This window comes from Methylobacterium sp. (assembly GCF_019745455.1).
Lineage (GTDB): Bacteria > Pseudomonadota > Alphaproteobacteria > Rhizobiales > Beijerinckiaceae > Methylobacterium.
Window position 1 is genome coordinate 1 of the sequence record NZ_JAIETD010000013.1, and the last position, 26777, is coordinate 26777.

Annotated in this window: 25 protein-coding genes; 11 read left to right on the plus strand and 14 right to left on the minus strand. The window is 67.7% G+C overall.

What is annotated here, in order from left to right; genetic code table 11:
• Both gltA and gltX read right to left on the minus strand, forming a co-directional pair.
• The coding region (gltA, locus tag K2Y56_RS01525; protein ID WP_292504155.1) for a citrate synthase at positions 1–1267 on the minus strand (1267 nt) is incomplete at its 3' end.
• Positions 1268–1488: 221 nt separating this feature from the next.
• The gene (gltX, locus tag K2Y56_RS01530) at positions 1489–2916 is read right to left on the minus strand and encodes a glutamate--tRNA ligase (protein ID WP_292504157.1); all 1428 of its coding nucleotides are present in this window, start codon (positions 2914–2916) and stop codon (positions 1489–1491) included.
• A gap of 143 nt (positions 2917–3059) precedes the next feature.
• Here gltX and K2Y56_RS01535 point away from each other — a divergent pair, with 143 nt between their 5' ends.
• Positions 3060–5303, plus strand: coding sequence for a ComEC/Rec2 family competence protein (locus K2Y56_RS01535; RefSeq protein ID WP_292504160.1), 2244 nt, complete (start codon positions 3060–3062; stop codon positions 5301–5303).
• Here K2Y56_RS01535 and lexA read toward each other — a convergent pair.
• From lexA to K2Y56_RS01565, 6 genes are all read right to left on the minus strand, one after another.
• The gene (gene lexA, locus K2Y56_RS01540) at positions 5297–6046 is read right to left on the minus strand and encodes a transcriptional repressor LexA (RefSeq protein ID WP_292504162.1); all 750 of its coding nucleotides are present in this window, start codon (positions 6044–6046) and stop codon (positions 5297–5299) included. The two genes, K2Y56_RS01535 and lexA, sit on opposite strands and share 7 nt — an antisense overlap.
• 127 nt (positions 6047–6173) lie before the next feature.
• Positions 6174–7403 carry a gephyrin-like molybdotransferase Glp gene (gene glp / locus K2Y56_RS01545; protein ID WP_292504165.1) on the minus strand — a complete coding sequence of 410 codons (1230 nt, stop codon included), beginning with the start codon at positions 7401–7403 and terminating at the stop codon, positions 6174–6176.
• Positions 7400–7897 carry a cyclic pyranopterin monophosphate synthase MoaC gene (moaC, locus tag K2Y56_RS01550; protein WP_292504167.1) on the minus strand — a complete coding sequence of 166 codons (498 nt, stop codon included), beginning with the start codon at positions 7895–7897 and terminating at the stop codon, positions 7400–7402. The genes glp and moaC overlap by 4 nt, the downstream gene beginning before the upstream one ends.
• A 1-nt stretch (position 7898) precedes the next feature.
• Positions 7899–8720 carry an indole-3-glycerol phosphate synthase TrpC gene (gene trpC / locus K2Y56_RS01555; protein ID WP_292504169.1) on the minus strand — a complete coding sequence of 274 codons (822 nt, stop codon included), beginning with the start codon at positions 8718–8720 and terminating at the stop codon, positions 7899–7901.
• A 12-nt stretch (positions 8721–8732) separates the two neighbouring features.
• Positions 8733–9746, minus strand: coding sequence for an anthranilate phosphoribosyltransferase (gene trpD, locus K2Y56_RS01560; protein ID WP_292504172.1), 1014 nt, complete (start codon positions 9744–9746; stop codon positions 8733–8735).
• A 51-nt stretch (positions 9747–9797) separates the two neighbouring features.
• Positions 9798–10412 carry an aminodeoxychorismate/anthranilate synthase component II gene (locus tag K2Y56_RS01565; RefSeq protein WP_292504174.1) on the minus strand — a complete coding sequence of 205 codons (615 nt, stop codon included), beginning with the start codon at positions 10410–10412 and terminating at the stop codon, positions 9798–9800.
• 237 nt (positions 10413–10649) lie between these two features.
• Between K2Y56_RS01565 and K2Y56_RS01570 the strand changes: the two genes are divergently transcribed.
• On the plus strand, positions 10650–11336 hold the full coding sequence (locus K2Y56_RS01570) for a glutathione S-transferase N-terminal domain-containing protein (RefSeq protein ID WP_292504177.1): 687 nt from the start codon (positions 10650–10652) through the stop codon (positions 11334–11336).
• 21 nt (positions 11337–11357) lie between these two features.
• Here the strand turns inward: K2Y56_RS01570 and trpE are convergent, their stop codons facing one another.
• Both trpE and K2Y56_RS01580 read right to left on the minus strand, forming a co-directional pair.
• Positions 11358–12887, minus strand: a complete 1530-nt coding sequence (gene trpE / locus K2Y56_RS01575) for an anthranilate synthase component I (protein WP_292504180.1) — start codon at positions 12885–12887, stop codon at positions 11358–11360.
• Positions 12888–12898: 11 nt separating this feature from the next.
• Positions 12899–14800 carry a peptidylprolyl isomerase gene (locus K2Y56_RS01580; RefSeq protein ID WP_292504181.1) on the minus strand — a complete coding sequence of 634 codons (1902 nt, stop codon included), beginning with the start codon at positions 14798–14800 and terminating at the stop codon, positions 12899–12901.
• Between the two features lie 153 nt (positions 14801–14953).
• Here K2Y56_RS01580 and tpiA point away from each other — a divergent pair, with 153 nt between their 5' ends.
• From tpiA to K2Y56_RS01625, 9 genes are all read left to right on the plus strand, one after another.
• On the plus strand, positions 14954–15715 hold the full coding sequence (gene tpiA, locus K2Y56_RS01585) for a triose-phosphate isomerase (protein WP_292504184.1): 762 nt from the start codon (positions 14954–14956) through the stop codon (positions 15713–15715).
• A gap of 142 nt (positions 15716–15857) precedes the next feature.
• Positions 15858–16283 carry a preprotein translocase subunit SecG gene (gene secG / locus K2Y56_RS01590; RefSeq protein WP_292504187.1) on the plus strand — a complete coding sequence of 142 codons (426 nt, stop codon included), beginning with the start codon at positions 15858–15860 and terminating at the stop codon, positions 16281–16283.
• A gap of 196 nt (positions 16284–16479) precedes the next feature.
• The gene (locus tag K2Y56_RS01595) at positions 16480–18108 is read left to right on the plus strand and encodes a CTP synthase (protein ID WP_292504190.1); all 1629 of its coding nucleotides are present in this window, start codon (positions 16480–16482) and stop codon (positions 18106–18108) included.
• A gap of 18 nt (positions 18109–18126) precedes the next feature.
• The gene (locus K2Y56_RS01600) at positions 18127–18525 is read left to right on the plus strand and encodes a DUF350 domain-containing protein (protein ID WP_292504192.1); all 399 of its coding nucleotides are present in this window, start codon (positions 18127–18129) and stop codon (positions 18523–18525) included.
• A 107-nt stretch (positions 18526–18632) separates the two neighbouring features.
• A complete protein-coding gene (locus K2Y56_RS01605; protein ID WP_292504195.1) occupies positions 18633–19235 on the plus strand; it encodes a DUF1190 domain-containing protein in 603 nt (200 codons plus the stop codon).
• Between the two features lie 9 nt (positions 19236–19244).
• On the plus strand, positions 19245–20414 hold the full coding sequence (locus K2Y56_RS01610) for a glutathionylspermidine synthase family protein (RefSeq protein WP_292504197.1): 1170 nt from the start codon (positions 19245–19247) through the stop codon (positions 20412–20414).
• A 60-nt stretch (positions 20415–20474) separates the two neighbouring features.
• Positions 20475–20927, plus strand: a complete 453-nt coding sequence (locus tag K2Y56_RS01615) for a DNA polymerase III subunit chi (protein ID WP_292504199.1) — start codon at positions 20475–20477, stop codon at positions 20925–20927.
• Between the two features lie 52 nt (positions 20928–20979).
• On the plus strand, positions 20980–22536 hold the full coding sequence (locus tag K2Y56_RS01620; protein ID WP_292504201.1) for a peptidase S10: 1557 nt from the start codon (positions 20980–20982) through the stop codon (positions 22534–22536).
• A gap of 23 nt (positions 22537–22559) precedes the next feature.
• On the plus strand, positions 22560–22895 hold the full coding sequence (locus tag K2Y56_RS01625) for a hypothetical protein (protein WP_292504388.1): 336 nt from the start codon (positions 22560–22562) through the stop codon (positions 22893–22895).
• Between the two features lies 1 nt (position 22896).
• Here K2Y56_RS01625 and K2Y56_RS01630 read toward each other — a convergent pair whose 3' ends face one another.
• From K2Y56_RS01630 to K2Y56_RS01645, 4 genes are all read right to left on the minus strand, one after another.
• Positions 22897–23475, minus strand: coding sequence for an ABC-type transport auxiliary lipoprotein family protein (locus tag K2Y56_RS01630; protein WP_292504204.1), 579 nt, complete (start codon positions 23473–23475; stop codon positions 22897–22899).
• 112 nt (positions 23476–23587) lie between these two features.
• Positions 23588–24670, minus strand: coding sequence for an MlaD family protein (locus tag K2Y56_RS01635; RefSeq protein WP_292504206.1), 1083 nt, complete (start codon positions 24668–24670; stop codon positions 23588–23590).
• An 83-nt stretch (positions 24671–24753) separates the two neighbouring features.
• Entirely contained in the window at positions 24754–25491 is a 738-nt protein-coding gene (locus K2Y56_RS01640; RefSeq protein WP_366848096.1) for an ABC transporter ATP-binding protein, read from the minus strand.
• Positions 25492–25591: 100 nt separating this feature from the next.
• Positions 25592–26737, minus strand: a complete 1146-nt coding sequence (locus K2Y56_RS01645; RefSeq protein WP_292504209.1) for an MlaE family lipid ABC transporter permease subunit — start codon at positions 26735–26737, stop codon at positions 25592–25594.
• Positions 26738–26777: the final 40 nt, after the last annotated feature.

A 26777-nucleotide genomic window follows, 5' to 3' on the forward strand; every position in this document is an offset into this window, starting at 1 on the left:
CGTACTCGCGCTGTTCCGGGCCGATATAGAGCTGGCGCGGGCGGCCGATCTTTTGGGACGGGTCCTCGATCATCTCGGCCCATTGGGCGATCCAGCCAACGGTCCGCGCGAGTGCGAAGAGAACCGTGAACATCGAGGTCGGAAAGCCCATCGCCTTGAGGGTGATGCCCGAATAGAAGTCGATGTTCGGGTAGAGCTTCTTCTCGATGAAGTAGTCGTCTTTGAGAGCAATCTGCTCGAGCTGCACGGCGACTTCGAGCAACGGGTCGTCCTTGATGCCGAGCTGCCCGAGCACCTCGTGCGTGGTCTTCTGCATGATCCGCGCGCGCGGATCATAGTTCTTGTAGACGCGATGGCCGAAGCCCATCAGGCGGAACGGGTCGTTCTTGTCCTTGGCCTTGGCGACGTATTTGGCGACGTTGTCGGGAGTGCCGATCTCCTCGAGCATCTTCAGCGCCGCCTCGTTGGCGCCGCCATGGGCTGGCCCCCACAGGCAGGCGATGCCGGCCGCAACGCAAGCGAAGGGGTTTGCGCCAGACGAACCCGCGAGCCTCACAGTCGAGGTCGAGGCGTTCTGCTCGTGGTCAGCGTGGAGAATGAATATCCGATCAAGTGCGCGAGCGAAGATCGGGTTGACGACGAATTCCTCGCACGGAACGGCAAAGCACATCCGCAGAAAGTTTGATGTATAGTCGAGGTCGTTCTTCGGATAGACGAAGGGTTGGCCGATCGAATACTTGTAGGCCATCGCCGCGAGTGTCGGCATCTTGGCGATCATGCGCAGTGACGCGATCATCCGCTGCTTGTCGTCCGAGATGTCGGTCGAGTCGTGATAGAACGCTGAGAGCGCGCCGACGCAGGCGACCATGATGGCCATCGGGTGCGCGTCGCGGCGGAAGCCCTGGAAGAACCGGTTCATCTGGTCGTGCACCATGGTGTGGCGCGTGACCCGGTAGTCGAAATCGGCCTTCTGAGCCGGCGTCGGCAACTCGCCGAACAGCATTAGGTAGCAGGTCTCGAGGAAGTCGCCCTGCTCGGCGATCTGCTCGATCGGGTAGCCGCGATAGAGCAAGATGCCGGCATCGCCGTCGATATAGGTGATCTTGGATTCGCAGGACGCCGTCGATGTGAAGCCCGGATCGAAGGTGAAGGCTCCGGTCTTGGCGTGGAGCTTGCCGATGTCGATGACGTCGGGGCCGATGGTCCCGGTCTTGATCGGAAGCTCGACCTGCTTGTCGCCCACGGTGATCGTGCTGGATGCGCTCATGGAGACGTGGACCCTTTCCTGGCAGAGGACGGACCGTGGCGATGATGCCGAACCGGCCCGCCTGACGACGAAGCGACGATCGGCATCGGGTGTCCGCCTGCTTGGATTGCTGCAAGTGCGAACACCGTCACCGGGTTAGCGGATCGATCTTCGACCTTCAACTCACGCTCCGCGACACCCGGTCCTCTCGAAGCGAAATCCGGGCCGGGATGTCACCGTTTTCAGGCAACCTCGATCTGGTCGCGCAGGCGACCGAGGCTCGCCTCGCGCCCGAGCACCGCCATCACGTCGAAGAGCGGCGGCGAGGTGGCCCGGCCGGTGAGCGCCGCTCGCAAGGGCTGTGCGACCTGTCCGAGCTTCAGGCTGGCGCTTTCGGCGAAGAGGCGGACCGCGCCCTCGGTCGAGGTCGCATCCCATTCGGGCAGGGCTTCGAGCGGCGGGAGGATTGCGGCGAGACGCGCGCGCGCGTCCGGGTTGAGAAGCGCGGCGGCCTTCTCGTCGAGGGTCAACGGTCGGGCGGCGGTGAGGTAATAGGCGCTGTCGAGGAGGTCGACGAGGGTCTTGGCGCGCTCCTTCAGGCCCGGCATCGCCGCGGTGAACTTCTCTCGCAGATCCGCAGGCATCGGCGCGGGGATGCCACGGGCAGGGCCAAGGGCCGGCAGGATGCCGTCGATGGCATCGACGATCTGCGAATCTTCGGCGCCGCGGATGTAGATGCCGTTGAGGTTCTCGAGCTTGGCGAAATCGAAGCGGGCGGGCGAGCGGCCGATCGCCGGCAGGTCGAAGGCCGCGATCATCTCGTCGGTCGAGAAGATCTCTTGGTCGCCGTGGCTCCAGCCGAGGCGCACGAGGTAGTTGCGCAGGGCGCTCGGCAGATAGCCGAGGTCGCGATAGGCATCGACCCCGAGAGCGCCGTGGCGTTTCGACAGCTTGGCGCCGTCTGACCCGTGGATCAGCGGGATATGGGACATGTTCGGCACTGGCCAGTCCAAAGCCTGGTAGATCTGGCTCTGGCGAGCCGCATTGGTGAGGTGGTCGTCGCCGCGGATGACATGGGTCACGCCCATGTCGTGGTCGTCGACGACGACGGCGAGCATGTAGGTCGGGTTGCCGTCCGAGCGGAGCAAGACGAGGTCGTCGAGGTCGCGGTTCTGCCAGACTACGCGGCCCTGGACGCCGTCCTCGACCACCGTTTCGCCCTCCGAAGGCGCGCGCAGGCGGATCACCGGCTTGACGCCTGCCGGGGCTTCGGACGGATCGCGGTCGCGCCAGCGGCCGTCGTAGCGCATTGGCCGGCCTTCGGCGCGTGCCGCCTCGCGCATGGCGGTGAGTTCTTCCGGCGTCGCGTAGCAGCGGTAGGCGTTGCCCGAGGCGAGCAGGCTCTCGGCCGCCGCGCGATGACGCTCGGCGCGGGCGAATTGATAGACGACGTCTCCGTCCCAATCGAGGCCGAGCCAGTGCAGTCCGTCGACGATCGCGTCGATCGCTCCTTGCGTCGAGCGTTCGCGGTCGGTGTCCTCGATCCGCAGCAGCATGCGGCCGCCGAAACGGCGGGCATAGAGCCAGTTGAACAAGGCCGTACGGGCACCGCCGATATGGAGGTAGCCGGTGGGGGAGGGCGCAAAACGGGTGACGACGGCAGACGACATCGGGCGGGCTGACTTATGTGGGGAAGCGGGACCAGGGCCACTCGACCGGCCCGGATGGCGGCATGTAGCATGCGGTTGCTGGCACGTTAAGGAATCGTCTCGTGCCTGAATTCGGCGAGTCCTTCGCGATGCGGTGAGGCGCGATGGCATCGGGCGAGGCCAGGGCTCGGAGTTCGGGGGCGGTCGCCGCCCCGCGCCCCGGGTTCTCCGCCTACTGGCTGCGCGGCCTCACGGAGTGGGTTCTCGCGGGCCTGGCGCAGGAGCATGACCAGCGGCGTCTATTTCCCTGGCTGGCGGTCGCGTTCGGAGCCGGCGTTCTCGTCTATTTCACCGCGACGGCCGGCGAACCGGTGATGGCGGCCCCGCTCGGCCTCGCGATCCTGCTGTGCGTGGTGCTGCCCTTCTGCGCGGCGCGGCCGGTCGCCCGGGCGCTTCTGCTGGCGCTGATCGCGGCCCTGCTCGGCTTCTCAGCCGGTGCCTGGCGCGTCGCGCGGGTAGCGGGGCCGGTTCTCGCGCGGACGACCATCGCGCCGCTGACGGGCTTTGTCGAAACCCTCGACGAGCGGGAGGAGGGCGCCCGCCTCGTCGTTCTCGTCGAACGCTTCGGCACCTTGTCACCCGATCAGCGACCGACTCGGGTGCGAGTCTCCTACAAGACAGCGCAGACCCTCAAGCCGGGCGACTTCATCGCCGCCAATGCCCGCCTGCTGCCGCCGCCGGAAGCGGCCCGCCCGGGAGGCTACGATTTTGCGCGCGACGCGTACTTCCGCGGCCTCGGCGCCGTCGGTTCCCTGGTCGGCAAGATCGAGGTGCGGCCGCCGCCTCGTCCTCTGACCTGGACCCTTCGCCTCGCCGCCGCGACGGACGAGGCCCGCAATGCCCTGACCCGGCGGATCGCCGACGCGATCGGCGGGCAGGCCGGTGCCGTCGCGGCCGCCCTCGTCACCGGCAAAAGGGGGCTCATCGACGCGCAGAGCAACGAGGTCTTGCGCGCAGCGGGAATTTATCACGTCGTATCGATCTCAGGCTTGCACATGGTGCTCGCTGCAGGCGTCGTTTTCTGGCTCGTGCGGGCGGTTCTCGCGACGGTCCCGTTCCTCGCCCTGCACGCGCCCATCAAGAAGATCGCCGCCATCTTCGCCATGGTCGGCGTCACCGCCTATTGCGTGTTCTCGGGCTGGGACATCGCGGCCGAACGATCCCTGATCATGACGCTGGTGATGCTCGGCGCGATCCTCGTCGACCGGCCGGCCTTGAGCATGCGCAACCTCGCGCTCGCCGCCCTGATCGCATTGGCCCGCGAGCCCGAGGGCGTGCTCGGGCCGAGCTTCCAGATGTCGTTCGGCGCCGTCGCAGGCCTCATCGCCTGCGCCCGCTACATCAACGGGAGCCTGTTTCGAAGCGAAGGCGACAGCCGCATCATGCGGTTCCTATTCGGCATCGCCGCCGTCGTCATCGGCACGGTCGCGACCACCCTCGTCGCGCAGGTCGCCACGGCGCCGTTCTCGACGTTCCACTTCCAGACCGTGCAACCCTTCGGCCTCATCGGCAACGCCTTGACGTTGCCCCTCGTCTCGCTCGTGGTGATGCCGTCCGCGGTGCTCGGAATTCTCGTCTATCCCTTCGCCCTCGATCAGCCGGTCTGGTGGATGATGGGGCTCGCGATCCAGGGCATGCTGTCGATCTCCGCCTGGATCAGCGGTTTCGGGCATGCCAGCCTGGTGATCCCGGCCTTCAGTAGCGGGGCGCTCGCGTGGCTCGCCCTCGCGCTGATCATGCTGACAGTGCCGGTATCTCACCTTCGCTGGATCGGCCTCGCTCCGGCGGCGCTCGGGGTCGCGCTCGCGGCGACGCCCCAGCGGCACGACATTTACATCGATAGGGAAGCGGCGGGTGCCGCCGTTCGCGACAAGAGTGGGCGTCTCGTCACACTAGGACGGCCGTCCGCCTTCGTGATGGAGCAGTGGCTGAAGGCCGATGGTGATGGGCGTTCGGCTGCGACGGTCATCGAGGCCAGCACGGCCCGCTGCGACCGGATCGGCTGCACCCTTCAGGCGCAGGACGGGCGCTGGGTCGCGCTCCTCAGAGACAGGCGAGGCTTCGCCGAGGATTGCGCCCGTGCCGGGATTCTCATCGCCCGCGTCGCCTCGCCGCCGAACTGCGGAGCTGGAACGATCGTCGACGGCGCCTTCCTGCGCACTCATGGTGCGACGGCGATCCGCTTCGCGGCCGAAGGACCCGTGTTGACCACGGTACGCAAGCCCGGTGAGACCAAACCCTGGCGCCCTGCCCCGCAAGACCCGAAACCCGTGGTGAAGCCCGCCGCTCTGCCGTCCGAGATGCCGGAGAGCGACGAACCCGATATCCCGCCCGACAGCCCTCAGTAGCGGCGGACAAGGCTCACCAGACGGCCCTGGATGCGGACCCGGTCGGGACCGAGCACGCGGGTCTCATAGGCGGGGTTGGCGGCCTCCAGGGCGATCGAGGAACCGCGCCGGCGCAGGCGCTTCAGGGTGGCCTCCTCGTCGTCGATGAGCGCAACGATGATGTCCCCCGTGGCGGCCGTGTCCTGCTTGCGGATGACGACGAGGTCGCCGTCGAGGATGCCGGCCTCGACCATCGAATCGCCGCGCACCTCGAGGGCGTAATGCTCGCCGCCCGCCAGGAAGTCCGGCGACATCGCGATAGTGTGGCTCTGGTCCTGGATCGCCGAGATCGGTGTACCGGCGGCGATACGGCCCATCACAGGCACCATCACGGCCCGGCCGTCCTCGTCCGTCGCCCGCGCCATCATCGGGCGAGGCGGAGAAGTCTTCGCGGGGTTATTCTGCGACTTGCCTCCCTCGACGACGCTGGGAGTGAACCGGCGCACCTCTCCGGTCGGCGCCGGCCTTGCAGCCTCCTGGCCACCGAGGCTCTCGGGCATTCGAATCACCTCGATCGCCCGAGCCCGGTTGGGCAGGCGCCGCAGGAAGCCGCGCTCCTCTAGTGCCGTGATGAGCCGGTGAATGCCTGATTTCGACTTCAGGTCGAGGGCATCCTTCATCTCGTCGAACGAGGGGGGAACACTGCTCTCGCGCATCCTCTGCTGGATGAACTGAAGCAGGTCCAGTTGTTTGCGCGTCAACATCCGTCAGGCTCGCTCTTGCGCGAGTGCACCGGAGGCGCACTCGCAGAAACAAATCGCGAACACGTTAAGCGTTCTTCAAGTGTTCTGCAAGGGTTCCGGCAGCGTGACTTTGAGCGTGCGGCAGACTTCAGCGGACTGAACGATCGAGTCGCACGATTCGGCACGTCTCGCCTGACTCAGCTGCGGGCGCATTCGGCTCGCGGATCAGCAGAGCCTCCGCATGCCCGAGGATCGACAGCATCGAGGAATCCTGGCGGTTCTCGGGGAAAGCGACCGGCAAGCGGTCGGGCGCGGTCTCGATTCGCGCACGCATGTAGTCGGCGCGGCCGTCATTCTCAGGGAGCGGCGACCCAAGGATCGCGGGCTCGCTCCGATCGACACCGGCCTTGGGATCGCCGAGCATGGCGCGGATCGCCGGTACCACGAAGAGCAGGCCGCAGACGATGGCCGAGACCGGATTGCCCGGCAGGCCAATCACCATCATGCCGCCGAGGCGGCCATGCATCAGGGGCTTTCCGGGGCGCAAGGCGACGCGCCAGAACCCGAGCTCGAGGCCCTGCCGATGCAGGGCGGCCTGGACGAGGTCGTGATCGCCGACCGAGGCGCCGCCGAGGGTGACGAGAAGGTCGGCGCCGGCGGCCTGTGCCCGGCCGATCGCGTCGTCGAGAGCCTCGAGGCTGTCGCCCGCGATGCCGAGGTCGATCGCCTCCGCTCCCGCATCCCGGGCGAGCGCCGCCACGGCGAGGCCGTTCGAGGCGACGATCTGATCCCAGGCCGCCTGCGCGCCGGGCGCGACGAGCTCGTCTCCCGTGGCGAGGATCGCGACGCGCGGCGCGCGGCGAACCCAGAGGTCCGGGCATCCGGCGGCGGCAGCAAGCGCCAGGCGGCGCGGATCCAGGGACTCGCCGGCCTGGAGGAGCAGGTCGCCTTCTCGGAAGTCGAGGCCGGAGTGGCGGACGAACCGTCCGGCGGCGACGCTCTCGCGCACGGTGACGTGCTCGCCGTCGACCTCCGCATTCTCCTGGATCAAAATGGCGTCGGCGCCCTCAGGCACAGGTGCGCCGGTGAAGGTCCGGACGGTCTCGCCGGGTCCGACGGTGCCGGAGAAGCCGCGCCCTGCGGCGCTGACACCGACCTGACGCAGCCGGGCCGGCACGCTTGCCAGATCGGCGCTGCGAATCGCGTAACCGTCCATGGCGGATGCCGGGAAAGGTGGCTGGGTCCGGGTCGCGCGGAGATCGCGGGCGAGGACGCGGCCCGCCGCCCGGCCGATCGCCACGAGTTCCTCGCCCGTCGGTTGCTGAACGCCGGAGAGGATGCGCGCCAGGGCCTCGGCAACCGGGATCAACCCGCTCATGTGTCTGCCGTCGTCGCGTCGTCGGCGCGATAGGCGCCGGAGCGGCCGCCATCCTTGGCAATAAGGCGGATACCCTCGATCCGCATGCCGCGATCGACGGCTTTGACCATGTCGTAGATCGTGAGGCAGGCGACCGAGACCGCGGTGAGCGCCTCCATCTCGACGCCGGTCGGACCCAATACCTTCACCTCGGCGGTCACCCGAAGACCCGGCAAGGTCTCGTCCGGCTCGCACTCGACCTTGACCTTCGAGAGCAGGAGAGGATGGCAGAGCGGGATAAGCTCGTGGGTGCGCTTCGAGGCCATGATGCCGGCGAGCCGCGCCGTGCCGATCACGTCGCCCTTCTTGGCGTCGCCCTCGCGGATCAACGCCAGGGTCTCGGGCAGCATCACGACATGGCCGGCCGCGCGCGCGGTGCGGGCGGTGGCGGCCTTGTCTGAGACGTCGACCATGTTGGCCGCGCCGGCCGCATCGAGATGGGTCAGTCCAACCATGTCAGGCTTTCCCGAACAGAAGGATGCGCGTCGCCGAGGCGACATCGGCCTGCCGCATTAGGCTCTCGCCAACGAGGATCGTGTGAAGGCCGTGCTGGCGCAGGCGCAGCACCTCTTCATGGCCGGAGATGCCGCTCTCGGCCACGGCGATCCTGTCCTTCGGGATGCCCGCGGAGAGATCGATGGCGGTCTCGAACGAGACCTCGAAGGTCTTGAGGTTGCGGTTGTTGACGCCGACGAGCCGGGTTTCCAGTGGGATCGCCCGCTCCAGCTCGGCCTGATCGTGGACCTCGACGAGGACGTCCATGCCGAGGTCGTGCGCTGTCGCCACCAGCGCCTGCGCCTCGTCGTCGTCGAGGCAGGCCATGATGACGAGGATGCAGTCGGCACCCCAGGCCCGCGCCTCGTAGACCTGGTAGGGCTCGAACAGGAAGTCCTTGCGTAGGACCGGCAGGGCGCAGGCCGCGCGCGCCTCGACGAGATAGTCGGGCTTGCCCTGGAACGAGGGCGTGTCGGTGAGGACGGAGAGGCAACTCGCGCCGCCCTCCTCATACGCCTTGGCGATCGCCGCCGGGTCGAAATCCGCGCGGATCAGGCCCTTGGATGGCGAGGCCTTCTTCACCTCTGCGATCAGCGCGGGCCGGCCTTCCGCAATATGGGCCGCGATGGCGTCGGCGAAGCCCCGGACAGGACCGGCCTTGGCGACGCGCTTCTCCAGGGTCGCCAGAGGGAGGCGCAGCTTCGCCTCGGCGATCTCGCGGCGCTTATAGGCCTCGATCCGGGCGAGGACGTCGGAGCGGGTAGCGGTCGGGGCGTCGGACATGACCTCGCCTCCTCAGGCGTTCGAGATCTGGACGAGGCGCGCGAGGGTCGCGCGAGCGGCCCCCGATGTGATCGCGTCGCGGGCGCGGGCAACTCCATCCGCCAATGTATCCGCCGCATCGGCGACCACCAGGGCGGCGCCGGCATTGAGGATGGCGATGTCGAAATAGGCGCCTTCCGCGCCGTCGAGGACGGCTCTCAGCGCCAATGCGTTGTGCTCGGGATCGCCGCCGCGCAGGTCGTCGAGGGTCCAGGACGGCAGGCCGACCTCGCGCGGTTCGATGATAAAACGGTCGATGCGGCCATTCTCCAGGGAGACGACGGAGGTCGGACCGGTGACGGTGATCTCGTCGAGGCCGTCGCTTCCATGCACCGTCCAGACCTTGGCGGAGCCGAGCTCGGCGAGGACCCGCGTCAGCGGCTCGGCCCAGTCCGGGCTCGATACGCCGAATAGCTGGCGCTCGACTCCGGCCGGGTTCGAGAGGGGGCCGAGCAGGTTGAAGATCGTGCGGGTCGGAAGTTCCGCCCGGATCGGCGCGAGATGGCGCATGGCGCCGTGATGCGTCTGCGCGAACATGAAGCAGAGGCCCGCCTCCGCGAGGCAGCGCGACAGCCCCTCCGGATCGAGCCCGAGCTTGACACCGAGGGCCGCCAGCACGTCGGCGGCGCCCGAGCGCGAGGTCGCGGCGCGGTTGCCGTGCTTGGCCACCGGCACGCCGCAGGCGGCGGTGACGATAGCGGCGAGCGTAGAGACGTTGTAGCTGCCCGAATGGTCGCCGCCGGTCCCGACCACGTCGATGGCGCCGGCCACGGGATCGACCCGGATCATGCGGGCGCGCATGGCCTCGACGGCGCCGAGGATCTCGTCCTGCGCCTCGCCGCGGACCTTGAGGGCGATCAGGAAGGCGCTGGCCTGGACGGGGGTGACGTCGCCGGACAGGAGCGCGTCGAAGGCGGCGCGGGCCTCAACGCGCGCCAGGGGCTGCCCGGAAGCGACCTTCGCCAGGAGTGGCTTGAACGAATCCATGGGTGCGACGCGCGGCCCGCTAAAACCCGGCGAAGGTGCCGTGGCGCGCCGTCAATGCACGCCGTCGCGGCCCTTGTCACGTGCCGCGTTCCAGGCCGCGGCCTGGTCGAGGAAGTTGCGCACCATGACGGCGCCGTGCTCGGAGAGGATGCTCTCGGGGTGGAACTGAACGCCGTGGATCGGCAGGCTCGCGTGCTGGAGCGCCATGATCAGCCCGTCGGCCTCGGCCGTCACCTTAAGGACCTCCGGGCAGGTCGCACGCTCGACCACGAGCGAGTGGTAGCGCGTCGCCTCGAAAGGCCCGTTGAGCCCGCGGAACAGGCCCGAGGCCCGGTGATGGATCGTCGAGATCTTGCCGTGCTTCGGGGTGGGCGCCCGCACCACTTCGCCGCCGAAGGCCTGACCGATCGCCTGCAGCCCGAGACAGACGCCGAAGATCGGGATCGCCGCCGAAAGTTCGTCGATCACGTTCAGGCAGATGCCGGCCTCGTTCGGCGAACACGGGCCGGGCGACAGCACGACCGCATCGGGGGCCCGGCTCCGGATCTCGTCGATGGTGATCCGGTCGTTGCGCACGACGTCGATCGATCCGCAGAGCGGGCCGATGAGGTGGACGAGATTCCAGGTGAAGGAATCGTAGTTGTCGATGACGAGGACGTTGGACATCGGCTCGCGGCAGCTCAGCTCTCACGAGCCGATGTGACGGCAGGGTGAGGCGGGGTCAACCCTTCGGCGGTTCTTGCACGGCCGACCGGCATGTTTCGATCGGCGAATACCGGATCGTCGGCCCTGCACCCGAGATCCGGGAGTTCCAGCCAGCAGACTCGCGGTTGTGACGGGTGATCTGCTGCCGTAGAGCCGGGCGCGCCATCACCGTCCCTTTCATCGCGGTCAGGATCAAAGATGCTGAAATTCTTCTTCAACGGCTCGCCGAATCCGACGAAGGTCGCGCTTCTTCTGGAGGAACTCGGCCTTCCCTACGAGCCCGTGGCGATCGACACGCGCAAGGGCGACCAGTTCGCTCCCGATTTCCTGGCCCTCAACCCCAACGGCAAGGTGCCGGTCATCGTCGATGGCGACGTCACGGTCTTCGACAGCAACGCGATCCTGCTTTACCTCGCTGAGAAAACAGGCCGCTTCATCCCCACCGGGGTAGCGGAGCGCGGCCCGCTGCTGTCCTGGCTGATGTTCGTGGCCACCGGGATCGGTCCGTTCTCTGGCCAGGCCGTTCATTTCCGGCACTTCGCGCCGGAGAAGGTGCCTTACGCGCAGGAGCGATACCGCTTCGAGGCGAAGCGCCACTACGCGATCCTCGACGCACATCTCGCCGAGCGGCCGTTCATGCTAGGCAGCGACTACACCATCGTCGATATGAGCGTCTGGGGCTGGGCGCGGATGCTGCCATTCATTCTAGGCGACGAGGCCTGGGCCGACCTGCCGAACCTGAAGCGGCACCACGACACCATCGCGGCCCGTCCGGCCGCCGCTCGGGCCGTTGCCCTCAAGGACCGCTTCCCGTTCAAGGCCGAGATGGACGACGAGGCCCGCGCCCATATGTTCAAGCATCTGGCGAGCGGCACCGCAGCCTGATCCTGAGGAGAGTCGGCGGGGCTACTGCCCCCGCCGCGCTCGGCTCGCGAACACCACCGCGTCCTCTGCCGCCCGGAACAAGGCCTTGGCCTTGTTGACGCATTCCTGCTGCTCGGAGGCCGGGTCGGAATCGTAGACGATGCCGGCGCCCGCCTGGACGTGCATCCGGCCGTCCTTCACGAGGGCCGTGCGCAGGACGATGCAGGTATCCATCTCGCCGCGCGCGCCGAAATAGCCGATGCAGCCGCCATAAGGGCCGCGCTTCTGGCTCTCGAGCTCGTCGATGATCTCCATAGCCCGCACCTTCGGGGCGCCCGAGACCGTGCCGGCGGGGAAGCCGGCGGCCAGCGCGCTCAGCGGGTCGTGGGCTGGATCAATCGCACCCTCGACGTTCGAGACGATGTGCATGACCTGGCTGTAATATTCGAGGAAGAACGAGTCGGTCACCTTCACCGAGCCGATCTTCGAGACGCGGCCGACATCGTTTCGGCCGAGATCGAGGAGCATCAGGTGCTCGGAGCGCTCCTTGGGGTCGGCCAGGAGCTCCTCGGCGAGAGCCCGGTCCTCGGCCGGCGTCGCGCCGCGGCGGCGGGTTCCGGCGATGGGTCGGATCGTGACGACGCCCTCGCGCACGCGGACCAGGATCTCCGGCGACGAGCAGACGAGCTGGAAATCCTCGAAATCGAGGTAGCAGAGGAACGGCGCCGGATTGGTGCGCCGGAGCGAGCGGTAGAGCGCGAAGGCCGGCAGGGTGAAGGGCGCCTCGAAGCGTTGCGACAGCACCACCTGGAAGATGTCGCCGGCGACGATGTATTCCTTGGCCTGGGCGACCATGGCGTAGAACTGGTCGGGCGTGGTGTTCGAGACCGGCTCGGGTGCCGCGATGTCCCGGGGGTCGACCCGCGTGTCGACCGGCAGCGGCCCCTCCAGGGTTTCCGCCACCCGCTCGAGGGCCGTCATCGCCGTCTCGAAGGCGGCTTTCGCCGAGACGCCGTCTCGCGGCCGGATCGGTGCGACGACGGTGATGAGGTCGCGCACGGCGTCGAAAACCACCATCACCCGCGGCCGGATCAGGATTGCGTCGGGAACGCCGAGGGGATCGGGGTTCGGTTCCGGCAACCGCTCCATGGTCCGGACCATGTCGTAGCCGAGATAGCCGAACAGGCCCGCCGCCATCGGCGGAAGCGCATCGCCCTGAACCTGGTCGCCGACCGCGCTCTCGGCGATGAGCGCGCGTAGGCTCTCCAGCGGGTGCGCCGCCTCCGGCTCGAAGGCGGTGAGGTCGTGGCCGCGGGCGATCTCGGCCCGGCCGGCGCGGCAGCGCCAGGCGAGGTCGGGGTCGAGCCCGATCATCGAGTAGCGTCCGCGTACCGCCCCGCCCTCGACGGATTCGAGCAGGAAGGCCGGCCCGGAATGCCCGGCGCGGAGCTTGAGATAAGCCGCGACCGGAGTTTCCAGATCCGCCACCAGGGTCAGGCTCAGGAGCGTCGCGTGACCCGCCTCGTAGGAGCGGGCGACGTGCTCGGCGGCGGAGGGGTCGGGGGTCGGCATGGTCGCGGCGCTCAATACTCGCCGCCGATGGCGCGCCGGAAGGCGGCTTGATTGACGTTGACGCCGGCATCCTTCTGGACCTCGCCGATATACTGGCTGAGGACGTCGTCGGCCACGACCGTGCGGAAGCGTGTCTCGATGGCGGCGTCGGCGGGGCTGGCCAGGGCGAGGGCCGGCATCGTGGCGCTGGCGACCTTGAAGACGACGCGGGTCTCGCCCGATTCCACCGAGCTTGCCTTCTCTACCGCCGTCGCGAAGATGCGCTCGACGGTCGTCGGCGTGAGCTGCCCCTTGGGCTGGCCGCGGGTCAGGTCGCTCTCGGTCTCGGATTGCACGCCGGTCTCGGCGGCGAGCGCCTCCAGCGCCTCGCCCTTGTCGAGGCGGGTGGTGAGGTCCTTGGCCTTGGCGGCGAGGCGTTTGGCGACCTCCGCGCTGCGCCAGCCGGTGGAGACCGCATCGCGGACATCGGCCAGGGGCTTGTCGTGGGCGCGGTCGATGGCGGTGACGTCGTACCAGACATAACCGCCGCCCTTGGTACGCAGCGCCTCGGTATCGCCGCCGATCTCGCCGCGGAAGACGGCCGCCAGGGTCGTGTCGCGGTCGGGAATGCCCTCGACGGTCTTGCCCGAAGGATCGAGGCCGCGGGCATCCACCGCCGGAACCATCAGGAGCTGCAGGCCGCTTTCCTTGGCGATGTCGGCGAGCGGCTTGGTGTTGGCGCGCTGGTCCTCAATCTTGTCGTGGATCGTATCGATCTCCGTGGCGGCGCGCTCGGCCGCGATGGCCTTGCGGATCACCGGTTCCACCTCGGCGAGCGGCTTGATCGTCTCCGGAGATATGGCGGTGACGCGCAGCAGCACGGTGCCGAAGCGGCCCTGAACCGGGGCGCTGACGGTGTTCTGGGGGAGGGCGAAGGCTGCGTCCGCCACCGCCTTGTCGAACAGCTCGGCCTTGGTCAGGGTGCCGATCGACAGATCCTTGGCGTCGACGCCGCGGGCGATGGCGACCGCCTCGAACGGCTTCTCGCCGCTCTCGATCTCCTTGCGGGCTGCCTCGGCGGCGGCGGCGTCCGGGAACACGATCTGCTGGATCGTGCGCTTCTCGGGCGAGCCGTAGGTGCTGCGTGCGCTCTCGTAGCGCTTGCGCACGTCCTCGGCGCTCACCGCATCGGGCTTCGCAAGGGTGGCGGGATCGAGGACGAGCAGCGTCACGCCGCGGGTCTCCGGCGCGCGATACGAGGTCTTGTTGTCCTCGTAGAAGGCCTTCATCTCGTCCTCGCTCGGAGCGGGGATGTCGCCGGCAACCGAAGGAGGCAGGACCATGAAGGAAGCCGTCCGGCGCTCCGTCGCGTAGCGGTGGACCGCCTCGCGCATCGCCACCGGCACGTGGAGATCCGCCACGACGGCTTCGGCGAGTTGAAGCCGCGCGATCACGGCCCGCTGCTCGCGCACGAACGTCGCCTCGGTGATTCCGGCCCGCTGGAGAGTTTGGTAGAACAGCGTCGAGTCGAAGTTCCCGCTGGCACCCTTGAAGGCAGCCTCCTCACGGATCGCCCTCAGGACGGCCGCATCGGGCACGACGAGGCCGAGTTCGCGGGTCTGCTGGTCGAGGGAGGCTTCGCTGATGAGCTGCGCCAGAACTTGCCGGTCGATACCGAGCGCCCGAGCCTGGTCGGGGGTGAAGTTACGCTGGAGCTGGCTCTGATAGCGCTGCAATTGATTCTGGTAGGCGGAGCGGACCGCCTCGGCCGAGATCGATGTCTTGCCCACGGTTGCGACGCTGGTCGACGAGCCGCCACGGAAGAAATCCTCGACGCCGAACACGGCGACGCCGGCGATCAGGAAGACGAAGAGGACCGAAAGGACGATCTTGCCGAGCCAGTGGCGGCTCGCCGTGCGGATGGACTGAAGCATCGGGGGCTCGGGTGTCGGAAAGGTCGGGCACGCGATAGACCATCCGCCGGCCATCCGCAAAGCTCGCCTTGCGGAAAGGCCTCCGGACTGTTTACGCCCCGGATACGGCTCTGTTAGGCCCCGGCCCGAAACAAACGGGTCGTGAGGGACATAATGACGGGTCGGCTGCGGCGCCCTTTGGTCGCCGGCAACTGGAAGATGAACGGCCTCCGCGAGTCGGTCGCCATCGTCGAGGCGGTCCGCAACGGTCTCACGCCGCGGATGCGCGAGGCGGTCGACGTTCTCATATGCCCGCCCTCCACGCTGATCTCCTCCTGCGTCGCCGCTGTCTACGATACCCCGATCGCCATCGGCGGCCAGAACCTGCATGCCAAGGCGAGCGGCGCCTTCACCGGTTCGATCTCGGCCGAGATGCTGGCCGATCTCGGTGCCACCTACGTCATCGTCGGCCATTCCGAGCGACGCGCCTACCACCACGAGACCGATGATGGTGTCCACGCCAAGGCACTCGGCGCCCGTCGCGCCGGACTGTGCGGCATCATCTGCGTCGGAGAGACGAAGGAAGAACGTGAGGAGGGCCGCACGCTCGACATCGTCAGGGCGCAACTCGCGATCGGCGTACCGAAGGGTGCCAACGCGCGCGACACGGTCATCGCCTACGAGCCGGTCTGGGCGATCGGCACAGGCCTGACGCCCACGCCTGCAGACATCGCCGAGGTCCACGCCTCCCTGCGCGAGATGCTCGGGCAGATCATCGGATCAGAGGCGCAGAAGGTCCGCATCCTCTATGGTGGCTCGGTCAAGCCGGGAAATGCCCGCGAATTGATGGCGGTGGAAAACGTCGACGGCGCGCTCGTCGGAGGCGCCAGCCTCGTCGCCGAGGATTTCCTCGGCATCATTGCCGCCTGTGCCTGATCCTGCCACGATCGACGGTCTTGCGCGACTTGGTCCGCATGCCGATCTCGTGTAGGAGCGCGTTTTCTCCAAGGTGATCCGCTTCGGCGCGCCGGCTCCCGCCGGGCGTCATTCACGGACCATCGGGCTATCGTAAAGCGACATGCAGACCGTCCTGATCTCGATTCACCTCATCGTCGTCCTCGGCCTGATCGTCGTGGTCCTCCTTCAGCGTTCGGAAGGCGGACTCGGCCTCGGTGGCGGCGGTTCCGGTGGCGTGTCCGGCTTCATGACCGGGCGCGGCCAGGCCAACGCGCTGTCCCGCGCCACGGCGATCCTGGCGGCGATCTTCTTCGCCACCAGCATGACCCTGGCGGTGATGTCGCACAGGGCCGCCGCGCCGCGCTCTATTCTCGACGGAGCCGGAAATCCCGTGGCGACGCAGCCGGCTCAGCCGAATGCCGATAACCTGCTCGACACGCTGCGCCAGGGCCAGGGTACTCCCGCTCAGCCCGCGCCGAGCCAACCGACCGTCCCCGTTCCGCCGCCGGCCCAGCCCGCGACGCCGGACGCGCCGCAATCCCGCTGAGGCCTGTCACCCGCGTCTGAATCTGCGCGGGTACTCTCACGGAGCGCCGAGCCGTCGCTCCGGATTTCATCACGTGGTCGTTCGGGAATCGCCGGGCGAACGCCCGCCATCGCCTGTCGCCGACGGCTCAGGTGCCGAGCTGCGTGCGAACGCGCGTTTGGCGAATCGATGTTCCTTGCTTTATGGACCAAAGCCCATGACGCGGTACGTTTTCATCACCGGCGGCGTGGTCTCCTCGCTCGGCAAGGGTCTGGCATCGGCCGCACTGGCGGCCTTGCTTCAGGCGCGCGGCTACAAGGTCCGCCTGCGCAAGCTCGACCCCTATCTCAATGTCGATCCGGGCACGATGAGCCCGACCCAGCATGGCGAGGTCTTCGTCACCGACGACGGCGCCGAGACGGACCTCGACCTCGGCCATTACGAGCGCTTCACCGGGCTGCCGGCCACCAAGGCCGACAACATCACCACCGGCCGGATCTATCTCGACATCATCACCAAGGAGCGGCGCGGCGATTATCTCGGCGCGACGATCCAGGTGATCCCGCACGTCACGAACGCCATCAAGGCCTTCGTGCTCGACGGCAACGACGCCTTCGACTTCGTGCTCGTCGAGATCGGCGGAACGGTCGGCGACATCGAGGGCCTGCCCTTCTTCGAGGCGATCCGCCAGCTCGGGCAGGAGCTGCCGCGCGGCGCCACCGCCTTCGTGCACCTGACGCTGCTGCCCTACATCCCCTCTGCCGGCGAGCTGAAGACCAAGCCGACCCAGCATTCGGTGAAGGAGCTGCGCTCCATCGGCATCCAGCCCGACATGCTGCTGTGCCGCTGCGACCGTCCGATCCCGGTCGAGGAGCGGCGCAAGCTAGGGCTGTTCTGCAACGTCCGCGAGACGGCGGTGATCGAGGCGCGCGACGTCGCCTCGATCTACGACGTGCCGCTCTCCTACCGCGAGGCCGGTCTCGACCGCGAGGTGCTGGCGCATTTCGGCATCGAGCCGGAGGGCGAGCCCGACCTGACGCGCTGGACGACGATCTCGGAGCGGGTGCGCAACCCCGAGGGCGAGGTCAACATCGCCATCGTCGGCAAGTATACCGGCCTCAAGGACGCCTATAAGTCGCTCACCGAGGCACTCACCCATGGCGGCATCGCCAACCGGGTCCGGGTCAACCTCGAATGGATCGAGTCGGAGGTCTTCGAGCGCGAGGACCCGGCGCCGTTCCTCGAAGGAATCAACGGTATCCTCGTGCCCGGCGGCTTCGGCCAGCGCGGGGCCGAGGGCAAGATCCGGGCGGCCCGCTTCGCCCGCGAGCGCAAGATCCCGTATTTCGGCATCTGCTTCGGCATGCAGATGGCCGTGATCGAGGCGGCCCGATCGCTCGCCGGGGTGACCGACGCCAATTCCAGCGAGTTCGGCGAGACCGATCAGCCCGTGGTCGGCCTTCTCACCGAATGGCTGCGCGGCAACGAGCTCGAACGGCGCGCGGCCGAGGGCGACCTCGGTGGCACCATGCGGCTCGGCGCCTACAAGGCGAGCCTGCATCCGGAATCGAAGATCGCGGAAATCTACGGCACCACCGACATCTCCGAGCGGCACCGTCACCGCTACGAGGTCAACATGGCCTATCGCGACCGCCTGGAGGCCAAGGGCCTGCGCTTCTCCGGCCTGTCACCGGACGGGCTGCTGCCGGAGACCGTCGAGCACGAGGGCCATCCGTGGTTCATCGGCGTACAGTTCCACCCGGAGTTGAAATCGCGCCCGTTCGAGCCGCATCCTCTGTTCCGCAGCTTCATCGGCGCGGCGATCGATCAGAGCCGGCTGGTCTAATCCACAGGAGGGCCGGTGATGGTCTCGATTTCCGGCCTGCCGGCGTTTCTGTCCTACGTCGCCGTCGCGCTCGGACTCGTCGTGCTCTATCTCGGCGTCTACCTCACCGCGACGGCGCACCGCGAGATCGCGCTGATCCGGGACAACAACGTCGCCGCCGCGATGGCGCTCGGCGGCAGCCTGATCGGCTACACGCTGCCCCTGTCGGTCGCGATCTTCAACGCGCAATCGGTGCTGGATTGCGTGATCTGGGGTCTCGTCGCGCTCGTCTTTCAGATCCTGGTCTACTTTCTGGTGCGCCTCGCGATCCCGGATCTATCTGCGCGGATCGAGTCTGGGCAACTCGCCCCCGCCATCCTTCTCGCCGCGGCCTCCTTTGCCGCAGGCGTGGTCGATGCAGCCTCGATGACCTACTGATCCGGCCAAACGGCTGCGCTTCTTCCCAACAGCCTCGTTGTTTCCTACGCTTGCGTTGCAGCGTTCTGCTCACGGGGAGTCGAGCCGTTTTCGACGGCTGAACGGCGATGACATCATCAAGAGCGCCAGTCCCATCGCGCATCAAGCGCTCGACCTTGGTGACCTTGGTCCTCGTCGCGGGGGCCGGCACCACTGCCCTCGTCCTCGGCGAACTGGACCCATCGCAGCGCGAGGAGGATATGCTCGTCTATCCAGGTCCCGATGCCTGTTCCATGGCAGCCATTCGGACGGATGCAGATTGCCGCCGGGATTATGCGATCGCGCTCAGGGCCTATCCGGAAGCCGCGCCGCGCTATCCCGGATTGGCCGACTGCGAGGCCCATCACGGTCCAGCCCATTGCGTTCCAGGTGCGGCCGTCGCGGCCAGTGCCGCCGGCCGATACGTCCCGATGATGGCGGGCTATCTGCTAGGTCGTCGTGCGAGTCAGGACCTCACTCCGCAACCTCTCTATCACCATCGGCCGAACGAGGCCGTCCAGGCTCATTCCGGCCATGGCGGCTATTGCACGAGTTCGGGCAGCCGGATCGTGACCGCGAGCGGAGGGGCCTCGTCGAGCGCCCGCGTTTCTGCGGCATCCGTGCGCCCGGCATCCTTCGGCGGCTTCGGCCAGACCGGGAGGAGCTTCTCGTCGCACGGCTCGTCAAGCTAGGGGACGTCGATGCGGCGCGTCGCCCTCCCGGAGCGGCCGGACTGGCGGGAGACCGCGATCGCCATGGGCTTCACCTTCCACACCCTCGATGGTGCTCCCTACTGGGACGAGAGCCACGCCTACGCGTTCACCCTCGACGAAATCGAGCAGGGCATCGAGGCGCCGAGCGCCGAACTCCATGCCCTCTGCCTCGCCTTCGTCGCTCGGGCGGTCGAGGACGAGCGGATCCTCGCCTCGCTCGCCATCCCCAACCACGCCTGGGACGCGATCCGGGACAGCTGGCGCCGCGGCGACCCTTCTCTCTACGGACGCCTCGACCTCGCCTATGGCGGCGCCGGGGCCGGGCCCACCAAGCTCCTCGAATACAACGCCGATACCCCGACCGCCCTGTACGAGACCGGCGTCTTCCAGTGGCAATGGCTGGAGGAACTGCTGGCCTCGGGACACCTGCCTGCCGGAACGGATCAGTTCAATGCGGTCCATGAGCATCTGATCGCGAGGTTCAGGCAGGTGGCCGGCGACGGAACCCTCACGTTGACCGCCTATGCCGACGCGCCGGAAGATCGCGGCACCGTCGCGTATCTCGAGGATTGCGCGCGGCAGGCCGGTCTCGCCACGCGCTTCCTCGATCTTGCGCAGATCGGCCTCGATGCCGAGCAACGCTTCGTCGGCCCAGACGAAACTCCGATCGCGACCCTGTTCAAGCTCTATCCCTGGGAATGGATCTTCGCCGACGCGTTCGGCACTGCGATCGGTGCCACATCGACGCGCTTCCTCGAACCGCCCTGGAAGGCGGTGCTCTCGAACAAGGGGCTTCTGCCGCACCTCTTCGCCATGGAGCCGGGCCATCCCAACCTCCTCCCGGCCTATTTCGAGGATGACCCGCGAAAGAGCTCGCTCGGAAATTCCTTCGTCAAGAAGCCGCTATTCTCGCGCGAGGGCGCCAACATCCTGATCGTGCGCGACGGCGCCGTCCTGGCGCAGGATCACGGGCCTTACGGCGGGGAGGGCCATGTCCGCCAAGCACTCGCGCTCCTGCCGGACTTCGACGGCCGCTCCGCTCTCGTCGGTTCCTGGATCGTCGGCGACGAACCAGCGGGGATCTGCCTGCGCGAAGAGGCCGGCCCGATCACCAGGAACACCGCCCTGTTCGTGCCCCACATCATCGAGGCGCCTTGAGCGCCCGCTGTCCAAATCTGCCCGCTGTCAAAGACCGGGCAAGCACCTATCTGTCCTGACGTGACCGAGATCCTCTTCTACCACCTCCAGCGCCAGCCCCTCGAGAAGGTGCTGCCGAGCCTCGTCGAGCGCTCGCTGGAGCGCTCGTGGCGCGTGGCGATCCAGGCGGCCTCAGAGGAGCGGCTCCAGGCCCTCGACGACGGGCTGTGGACCTATTCCGACGACAGCTTCCTGCCCCATGGCACGGATCGCGAGGCCGATCCCGCAGGTCTGCCGGTGGTTCTCACCCTGGCGGAGACCAACCCGAACGCGGCGTCGATCCGGTTCCTCGTCGAGGGATCGCCGCTTCCCGCCGATGCGGAGAGCTATGCCCGCATCTGCGTGCTGTTCGAAGGCACCGATCAGGAGGCGCTGCTCCTCGCCCGCAGCCAGTGGAAGCTGGCCAAGGAGGCCGGACACACCCTCGCCTATTGGCAGCAGGACGACGACGGCCGCTGGCAGAAGAAGGCGTGAGCGGCACTCTCTTTCGTATCGCAGACGCCGCAGTGGCGGCCGGGACAGATCGATGACGCGTTTTTCCTACCTGGTGATCGCCCTTCTGTTCGGGCTGACGGGTGCGCCTGCCATCGGCCAGCCCAATCCTCATGGCGGCTCTCCGCCCGAGGCGCGTCGAAGCGCCGAGAGCCGCGGCCCGGAAGGCCGAAAGCTTCCCCCCGACGTCACGACCGAGCACGCCGTGACGCTGAAGGACGGCCGAGGCCTGACCTTCAAGGCGACGGCCGGCAGCCTGCCCCTCGTGGACGAGACGGGCAAGCTCCAGGCCGAGATCGCCTTCATCGCCTACATCGTTCCGACGAAGGCCGGAGAACCGGCGCGGCCGATCACCTTCGCTCTCAATGGCGGGCCCGGCGCGGCCTCCGCCTATCTCAACATCGGCGCGGTCGGCCCCTGGCGGCTACCGCTGCCGACCGACAGCATCAGCCCGTCGATGCCGCCTTCGCTCCTCGACAACGATGGCACCTGGCTCGACTTCACCGATCTCGTCTTCATCGACCCGGTCGGCAGCGGCTATAGCCGCGCCTCCGACGGCGATGCCAAGCGCTACTGGAGCATCGATTCCGACGCCTCGGTCCTCTCGGCCGCGATCTCCCGCTACCTTCGCGCCAACGACCGCATCGCCGCGCCGAAATTTTTCCTCGGCGAGAGCTATGGCGGTTTCCGCGGGCCACTGATCGCGGCCAAGCTCCAGGAGGAGGTCGGCATCGGCCTCTCTGGCCTCGTCCTGGTCTCCCCGGTGCTCGATTTCGCCTGGCTGCAGGCGCCGCGGACGACGCCGTGGATCCATGTCACCAAGCTGCCGTCCTTCGCCGCCGCCGCGATGGAGCGGGCCGGCCGGACGCCGGACCGGGCGTTGCTGGCCGAGGCCGAAGCCTATGCCGTCGGTCCCTATCTCGACGATCTCATCAAGGGTCCGGGGGACGGGGCCGCCGTCGCTCGCCTGGCCGACGGGGTCGGCGCGCTGACAGGCCTCGATCCGGCCTTCGTGCGGCGCCAGGCCGGGCGCCTCGGATCCACCAGCGTTCAACGCGAGATCGGTCGCGACGAGGGGCGGGTCGCCAGCGCCTATGACACGGCCGTCACCGGCTGGGACCCCGATCCGACGGCGCCGTCCGCGGGCTTCGAGGACCCGCTTCTCACCGGCATGCAGGCGCCGCTGACGAGCGCGATGCTCGACCTCTATGCGACGAAGCTGAACTACCGCGTGCCGGACCTGCGCTACGAACTCCTCAACAACGCGGTCAATCGCGGCTGGAACTGGGGTGGCGGGCGCACCGCGCCGGAGGCGGTCGGAGCCTTGCGAGGCGTCATGGCCCTCGACGGCAACCTGCGCGTCCTCATCGTCCACGGCTTCACCGACCTCGTGACGCCCTATTTCGCCTCGAAACTTCTGATCGACCAGATGCCGCCCCTCGGCGGAGGCGGCCGTCTCGGCCTCTCCGTCTATCCCGGCGGGCACATGTTCTATTCCCGTGCCGATTCCCGCGCGGCCTTCCACCGCGACGGCGCCGCGCTCTATGAGGCCGCGATCAAGGCGCGGGCCGCTACCGAGGGCAGACGATGATCGAACGATGTGTTGGGGCCGCGATGTTGTTCGGGCTCGGCGCCTGCGTTTCCAGCGAGGCTCCGCGACCCGCCCCCGTCGCGGCCGTGGCACCTCCTCCTGCCCCTGCGCTGACCTTCTCCGGCCCGGTCCTGAGATCCGATGGAACTTGTACCGAGCCAAGCCCATCGACCGCGACGGAGATCGCACCCGGCATCGGCGAATGCGACCTCGTGCGCCTCAAGGGAAAGCCGCCCACCGACGTGCTGGTCGGGGCAGGGCGGTCCGGCCGCGAGGTGCAGGTGCTCTATTCCGAGCCCGGCGCCAAGGAGCTCTACTTCTTCGTCAACAACCGCCTCGACCGCAGCCTAAAGTCCTGAATCAGCGCCCGGAATTCACCCAGCGCACGATGTCGGCGAGGACGATCTTCGTTGCGGCATCAAGACCGGCTGCAGCGGCGCCAGGCTCGACCGAGGCCACCGGCACTCGTGCCTGAAATACTCTGGCGGCGACCACACTACCGCTCGCATCGGCGATGTGCTTGACCGAGAGGTCAACCACCGCTTCGCGCGAACCGGCGGCGATGTCGAAGGCCCTGATCTCGCTGATGAGCTGATACTGCGCCGCGATCTTGTCGCCGGGCCGGCTCACCGAGCGCAGGCGCCCGGAATTCTCGAGGCTCTGGATGATGCGGGTCTGGATCAGCCGCGGAAGCCGATCGGACCACTGGCCACCGCCGAGGAACGAGAGGCCGCCGCCGGGCTCGCGCACGATGATGCGGTCCGCCTCGAATGGCTGCAGCCCGACGGGTTCCGCTACGACGATGGAACGCGCGGTCGCCGCAGGCCGGCCCTGGCCGGGAAGGGCCATAAGATCGAAGGTGAGGGGCGTCGCTCCTCCGCATCCGCCGAGGGGCAGCGCGAGGAGGATAGCTACGACCGCTGGTCTGAGAGACGTCATACGCGCAGAAGGCCTACAGGCGGTCGCGAAGTGAACCGCTGCCGAGCCTCAACTACGGCAAAGCTGATTTGGTGCCGTGCGGGGGAGCACGCGAGGGTGGAGATTGCCCTCATCATCGGGCGCCGTTGTATTCCGGCAACGTCGGCTTTCCGCCGAAGATCACCTGCGACGGGTCGCGTTCTAGGCTGCGAACTGTGCGGCTGAGGGTGTTCAGGGTCCGCTGCCCGTCCGTCGAGAGCGCCTCGACCTCGCGCTTACCGGTTCCGCTCAGGCGGCCGAAGCTCGTTGCGATGTTGGCGGTTCGCTTGTCGAGGTTTTCCGACAACGTGCGGAACGCCCGTCCGGCATCGCGCACCGAGATTGCGGCTTCACGTACCTCGGTGAATGTGCTGGTGCCGGCCTCGCCGGAGGCCGAGCCGAGGAAGCGCTGGGCACCGCTGAGGACCGAGTCCACCTTGTCGGCGGAGTCGTTGAGCTTACCCGCCAGCGAGCGCGCATCTTTCACCGCACCCTCGATATCGGGGCTCGATGTGCTCAGGGCCGCCGAGAACCGCTCGGCATTGTCGATGACGCGGTTCAGCTTCTGCCCGTCGATCGCCTTGACGAGGGCGCTCACCGCCGGCCCACTCTCCTGCATTGTCTTCGAGAAGGCCTCGACATTGGCCAGCGTCCGGTTAATCGCGCCCTCGTTGCCAGCGACGATCTTGTCGAGGCGCTGGAGCACGTCGTCGGCGCGCTGGGCGATCTGCTTGGCTGCCGTCAGCATGTCCTGAATGTCGGAGCTGTCGGCGAAGATCGTCGGCATCTCCTCCCCGTTGCTCGAGGGGAGGGGGGCCGCATCGGCGCTTCCGCCGCTCAGTGTCACGACGGAAACGCCGGTCAGAAGCGCGGAATCGAGTCTCGCCCGCGTGTCAGCGCGTAGCGGCGTCGTGCGCTCGACCTCGGCTACCGCGATCACGCGGCGCGGATCCTGCGGAAGCAGACGCACGCTCATCACCTCGCCGACCTTGATGCCGTTGAAGGTCACCGTCGAGCCCTTGGACAGGCCGCCGACGCTGCCCGAGAAGACGATGCGAACGCTCTCACGGGCTTGGCTGCGCGAGCCGCCCTGAAGCCAGAGCACGAATCCGAACCCGGCCACGATCACCGCAAGGGTGAAGGCACCGATCAGGGCATAGTTAGCACGGGTCTCCATCGGCTCAGACCTGTCCCGGATCGCCGCCGCGGACGCGGTGCGTCAGCGCACGCGCTCGCTGGGTACCGAGAGAAGACCGCGCGTCATGCATGAGCAGGAACCTTCGGCGCCTGCACCTTGCCCCCAGGGACGATGGCGCGGGCGCGCTTACCGTGAAAGTATGAGCGCAGCCAGGGATGATTGCTCGCCAGCATCGCCTCGATCGGTCCCTGCGCGATGATCTGTCCATCGCCGAGCGCCGCGATCCGGTCGCAAGCGGTGTAGAGGCTGTCGAGATCATGCGTCACCATGAAGACGGTCAGGCCGAGGGTCTGCTTCAGCGTGGCGACGAGCTCGTCGAACTCGCCGGCGCCGATCGGGTCGAGGCCGGAGGTCGGTTCGTCGAGGAACAGCACCTCGGGGTCGAGGGCGAGGGACCGGGCCAGCGCCGCTCGCTTGATCATGCCTCCGGAGAGTTCCGAGGGCAGCTTGTCGGCGGCGTCGGGCTTCAGGCCGACCATTTCGATCTTCAGCCTCGCGAACTCATCGAGCAGGCGCTCGGACAGGTTCAGGTGCTCGCGCATCGGCATCTGGATGTTCTGCTTGACCGTCAGGGCCGAGAACAGCGCACCTTGCTGGAACAGCACACCCCAGCGCTGTTCGATCCGACGGCGCTGCGAGATCGTCAGGCCATCGACGTCCTCGCCGAAAACCTCGATGGTGCCCGAACGCTTCGGGACGAGGCCGAGGATGGTGCGAGTCAACACCGACTTTCCCTGCCCGGACGGCCCGACGAAGCCGAGGATCTCGCCCCGATAGATGTCGAGGTCGAGCCCCTTCATCACGATCTTATCGCCGAAACCGACGACGAGGTCGCGAACGCGGATGATGGGGTCTCGGCTCGGCACCGAGACGGGGGGGAGGGATTGCTCTGTCACGGGCCTAGAAATTGATGGCGGCGAAGAAGACGGCGAAAAGTCCATCCAGCACGATCACCATGAAGATAGACTTCACGACTGAGGCGGTCACGTGACGGCCGAGGGATTCCGCCGAGCCTTCCACTGCGAAACCTTCGATCGTCGCGATGATGCCGATGATCAATGCCATGAACGGCGCCTTGATCAGTCCGACAGCGACGTGATGGAACGAGACCGCTGCCTGCAGGCGCGAAAGGAACGCCTCCGGCGTCATGCCGCCGTAGAGGGTGGCCACGAGCCCGCCCCCGGCGAGCGCCGCCAATGATGCCAGGAAAGCGAGGATCGGCAGGCCTATCACCAAAGCGAGGATGCGCGGCACGATCAGGATCTCGACCGGGTCGAGGCCCATCACGCGCAGGGCATCGACCTCCTCGCGCATCCGCATCGAGCCGATCTCGGCGGTGAAGGCCGAGCCCGAGCGGCCCGCCACCATGATCGAGGTGAGCAGTACCCCGAGCTCGCGCAGGATCAGGAGGCCGATCAGGTTCACGACGAAGCTCTGGGCGCCGAAGCGCTGGAGCTGGAAGATCCCCTGCTGCGCGACGATGCCGCCGACGAGGAAGGAGATCAGCACGATGATCGGTACGCCGTTGAAGGCGACCTGCTGGATCTGATTGACGAGGGCGGTGCCACGGAAGCTCGACGGCCGGGAGGCAACCCGCAAGCAGGCTATGACGACTTCGCCGAGGAAGGCGAGGCCGGTGATGAAGTCGGTCTTACCGCCGACGACGCGGACGCCGAAGGCATCGAAGAACGAATAGAGACGGCCCCGGCGAACGGGAGGCGGCGGCACAGGACTGCGGATCTGCGCTTCGCCGAGAAGGATTCGGTATTCGGGGGAGGCGCCGGCATAGATAAACTGACCGCCGGCCGCCTCGACCTCGCCGCGGGTGCGTTCCAGCACCCAGGCACCGAGGGTATCGAGCCGTGCGAGACCTGACATGTCGATACGGATCGGCGCGGTCCGTGCCGCCTTGATGATCCAGCCGGCCGATTCCTCCACCGCCGGCGCTTCGTCGGCGGTCCAGCGGCCTGACAGGAGGACGGTCCCGTTCTCAATCAGGGATGCGCCCGCACGGTCACGGTCCTGCACGGCTTCGGCGGTTCGCACAGAGTGACACTCCCGTCGATGGGCCGCGTCGAACACGGCC

Coding starts and splice junctions, on each gene's coding strand:
- gltX (WP_292504157.1), bottom strand. CDS start 2,916: ATGTCGTCTGCCGTCGTCACCCGTTTTGCGCCCTCCCCCACCGGCTAC.
- K2Y56_RS01535 (WP_292504160.1), top strand. CDS start 3,060: ATGGCATCGGGCGAGGCCAGGGCTCGGAGTTCGGGGGCGGTCGCCGCC.
- lexA (WP_292504162.1), bottom strand. CDS start 6,046: ATGTTGACGCGCAAACAACTGGACCTGCTTCAGTTCATCCAGCAGAGG.
- glp (WP_292504165.1), bottom strand. CDS start 7,403: ATGAGCGGGTTGATCCCGGTTGCCGAGGCCCTGGCGCGCATCCTCTCC.
- moaC (WP_292504167.1), bottom strand. CDS start 7,897: ATGGTTGGACTGACCCATCTCGATGCGGCCGGCGCGGCCAACATGGTC.
- trpC (WP_292504169.1), bottom strand. CDS start 8,720: ATGTCCGACGCCCCGACCGCTACCCGCTCCGACGTCCTCGCCCGGATC.
- trpD (WP_292504172.1), bottom strand. CDS start 9,746: ATGGATTCGTTCAAGCCACTCCTGGCGAAGGTCGCTTCCGGGCAGCCC.
- K2Y56_RS01565 (WP_292504174.1), bottom strand. CDS start 10,412: ATGTCCAACGTCCTCGTCATCGACAACTACGATTCCTTCACCTGGAAT.
- K2Y56_RS01570 (WP_292504177.1), top strand. CDS start 10,650: ATGCTGAAATTCTTCTTCAACGGCTCGCCGAATCCGACGAAGGTCGCG.
- trpE (WP_292504180.1), bottom strand. CDS start 12,887: ATGCCGACCCCCGACCCCTCCGCCGCCGAGCACGTCGCCCGCTCCTAC.
- K2Y56_RS01580 (WP_292504181.1), bottom strand. CDS start 14,800: ATGCTTCAGTCCATCCGCACGGCGAGCCGCCACTGGCTCGGCAAGATC.
- tpiA (WP_292504184.1), top strand. CDS start 14,954: ATGACGGGTCGGCTGCGGCGCCCTTTGGTCGCCGGCAACTGGAAGATG.
- secG (WP_292504187.1), top strand. CDS start 15,858: ATGCAGACCGTCCTGATCTCGATTCACCTCATCGTCGTCCTCGGCCTG.
- K2Y56_RS01595 (WP_292504190.1), top strand. CDS start 16,480: ATGACGCGGTACGTTTTCATCACCGGCGGCGTGGTCTCCTCGCTCGGC.
- K2Y56_RS01600 (WP_292504192.1), top strand. CDS start 18,127: ATGGTCTCGATTTCCGGCCTGCCGGCGTTTCTGTCCTACGTCGCCGTC.
- K2Y56_RS01605 (WP_292504195.1), top strand. CDS start 18,633: ATGACATCATCAAGAGCGCCAGTCCCATCGCGCATCAAGCGCTCGACC.
- K2Y56_RS01610 (WP_292504197.1), top strand. CDS start 19,245: ATGCGGCGCGTCGCCCTCCCGGAGCGGCCGGACTGGCGGGAGACCGCG.
- K2Y56_RS01620 (WP_292504201.1), top strand. CDS start 20,980: ATGACGCGTTTTTCCTACCTGGTGATCGCCCTTCTGTTCGGGCTGACG.
- K2Y56_RS01625 (WP_292504388.1), top strand. CDS start 22,560: ATGTTGTTCGGGCTCGGCGCCTGCGTTTCCAGCGAGGCTCCGCGACCC.
- K2Y56_RS01630 (WP_292504204.1), bottom strand. CDS start 23,475: ATGACGTCTCTCAGACCAGCGGTCGTAGCTATCCTCCTCGCGCTGCCC.
- K2Y56_RS01635 (WP_292504206.1), bottom strand. CDS start 24,670: ATGGAGACCCGTGCTAACTATGCCCTGATCGGTGCCTTCACCCTTGCG.
- K2Y56_RS01640 (WP_366848096.1), bottom strand. CDS start 25,491: ATGAAGGGGCTCGACCTCGACATCTATCGGGGCGAGATCCTCGGCTTC.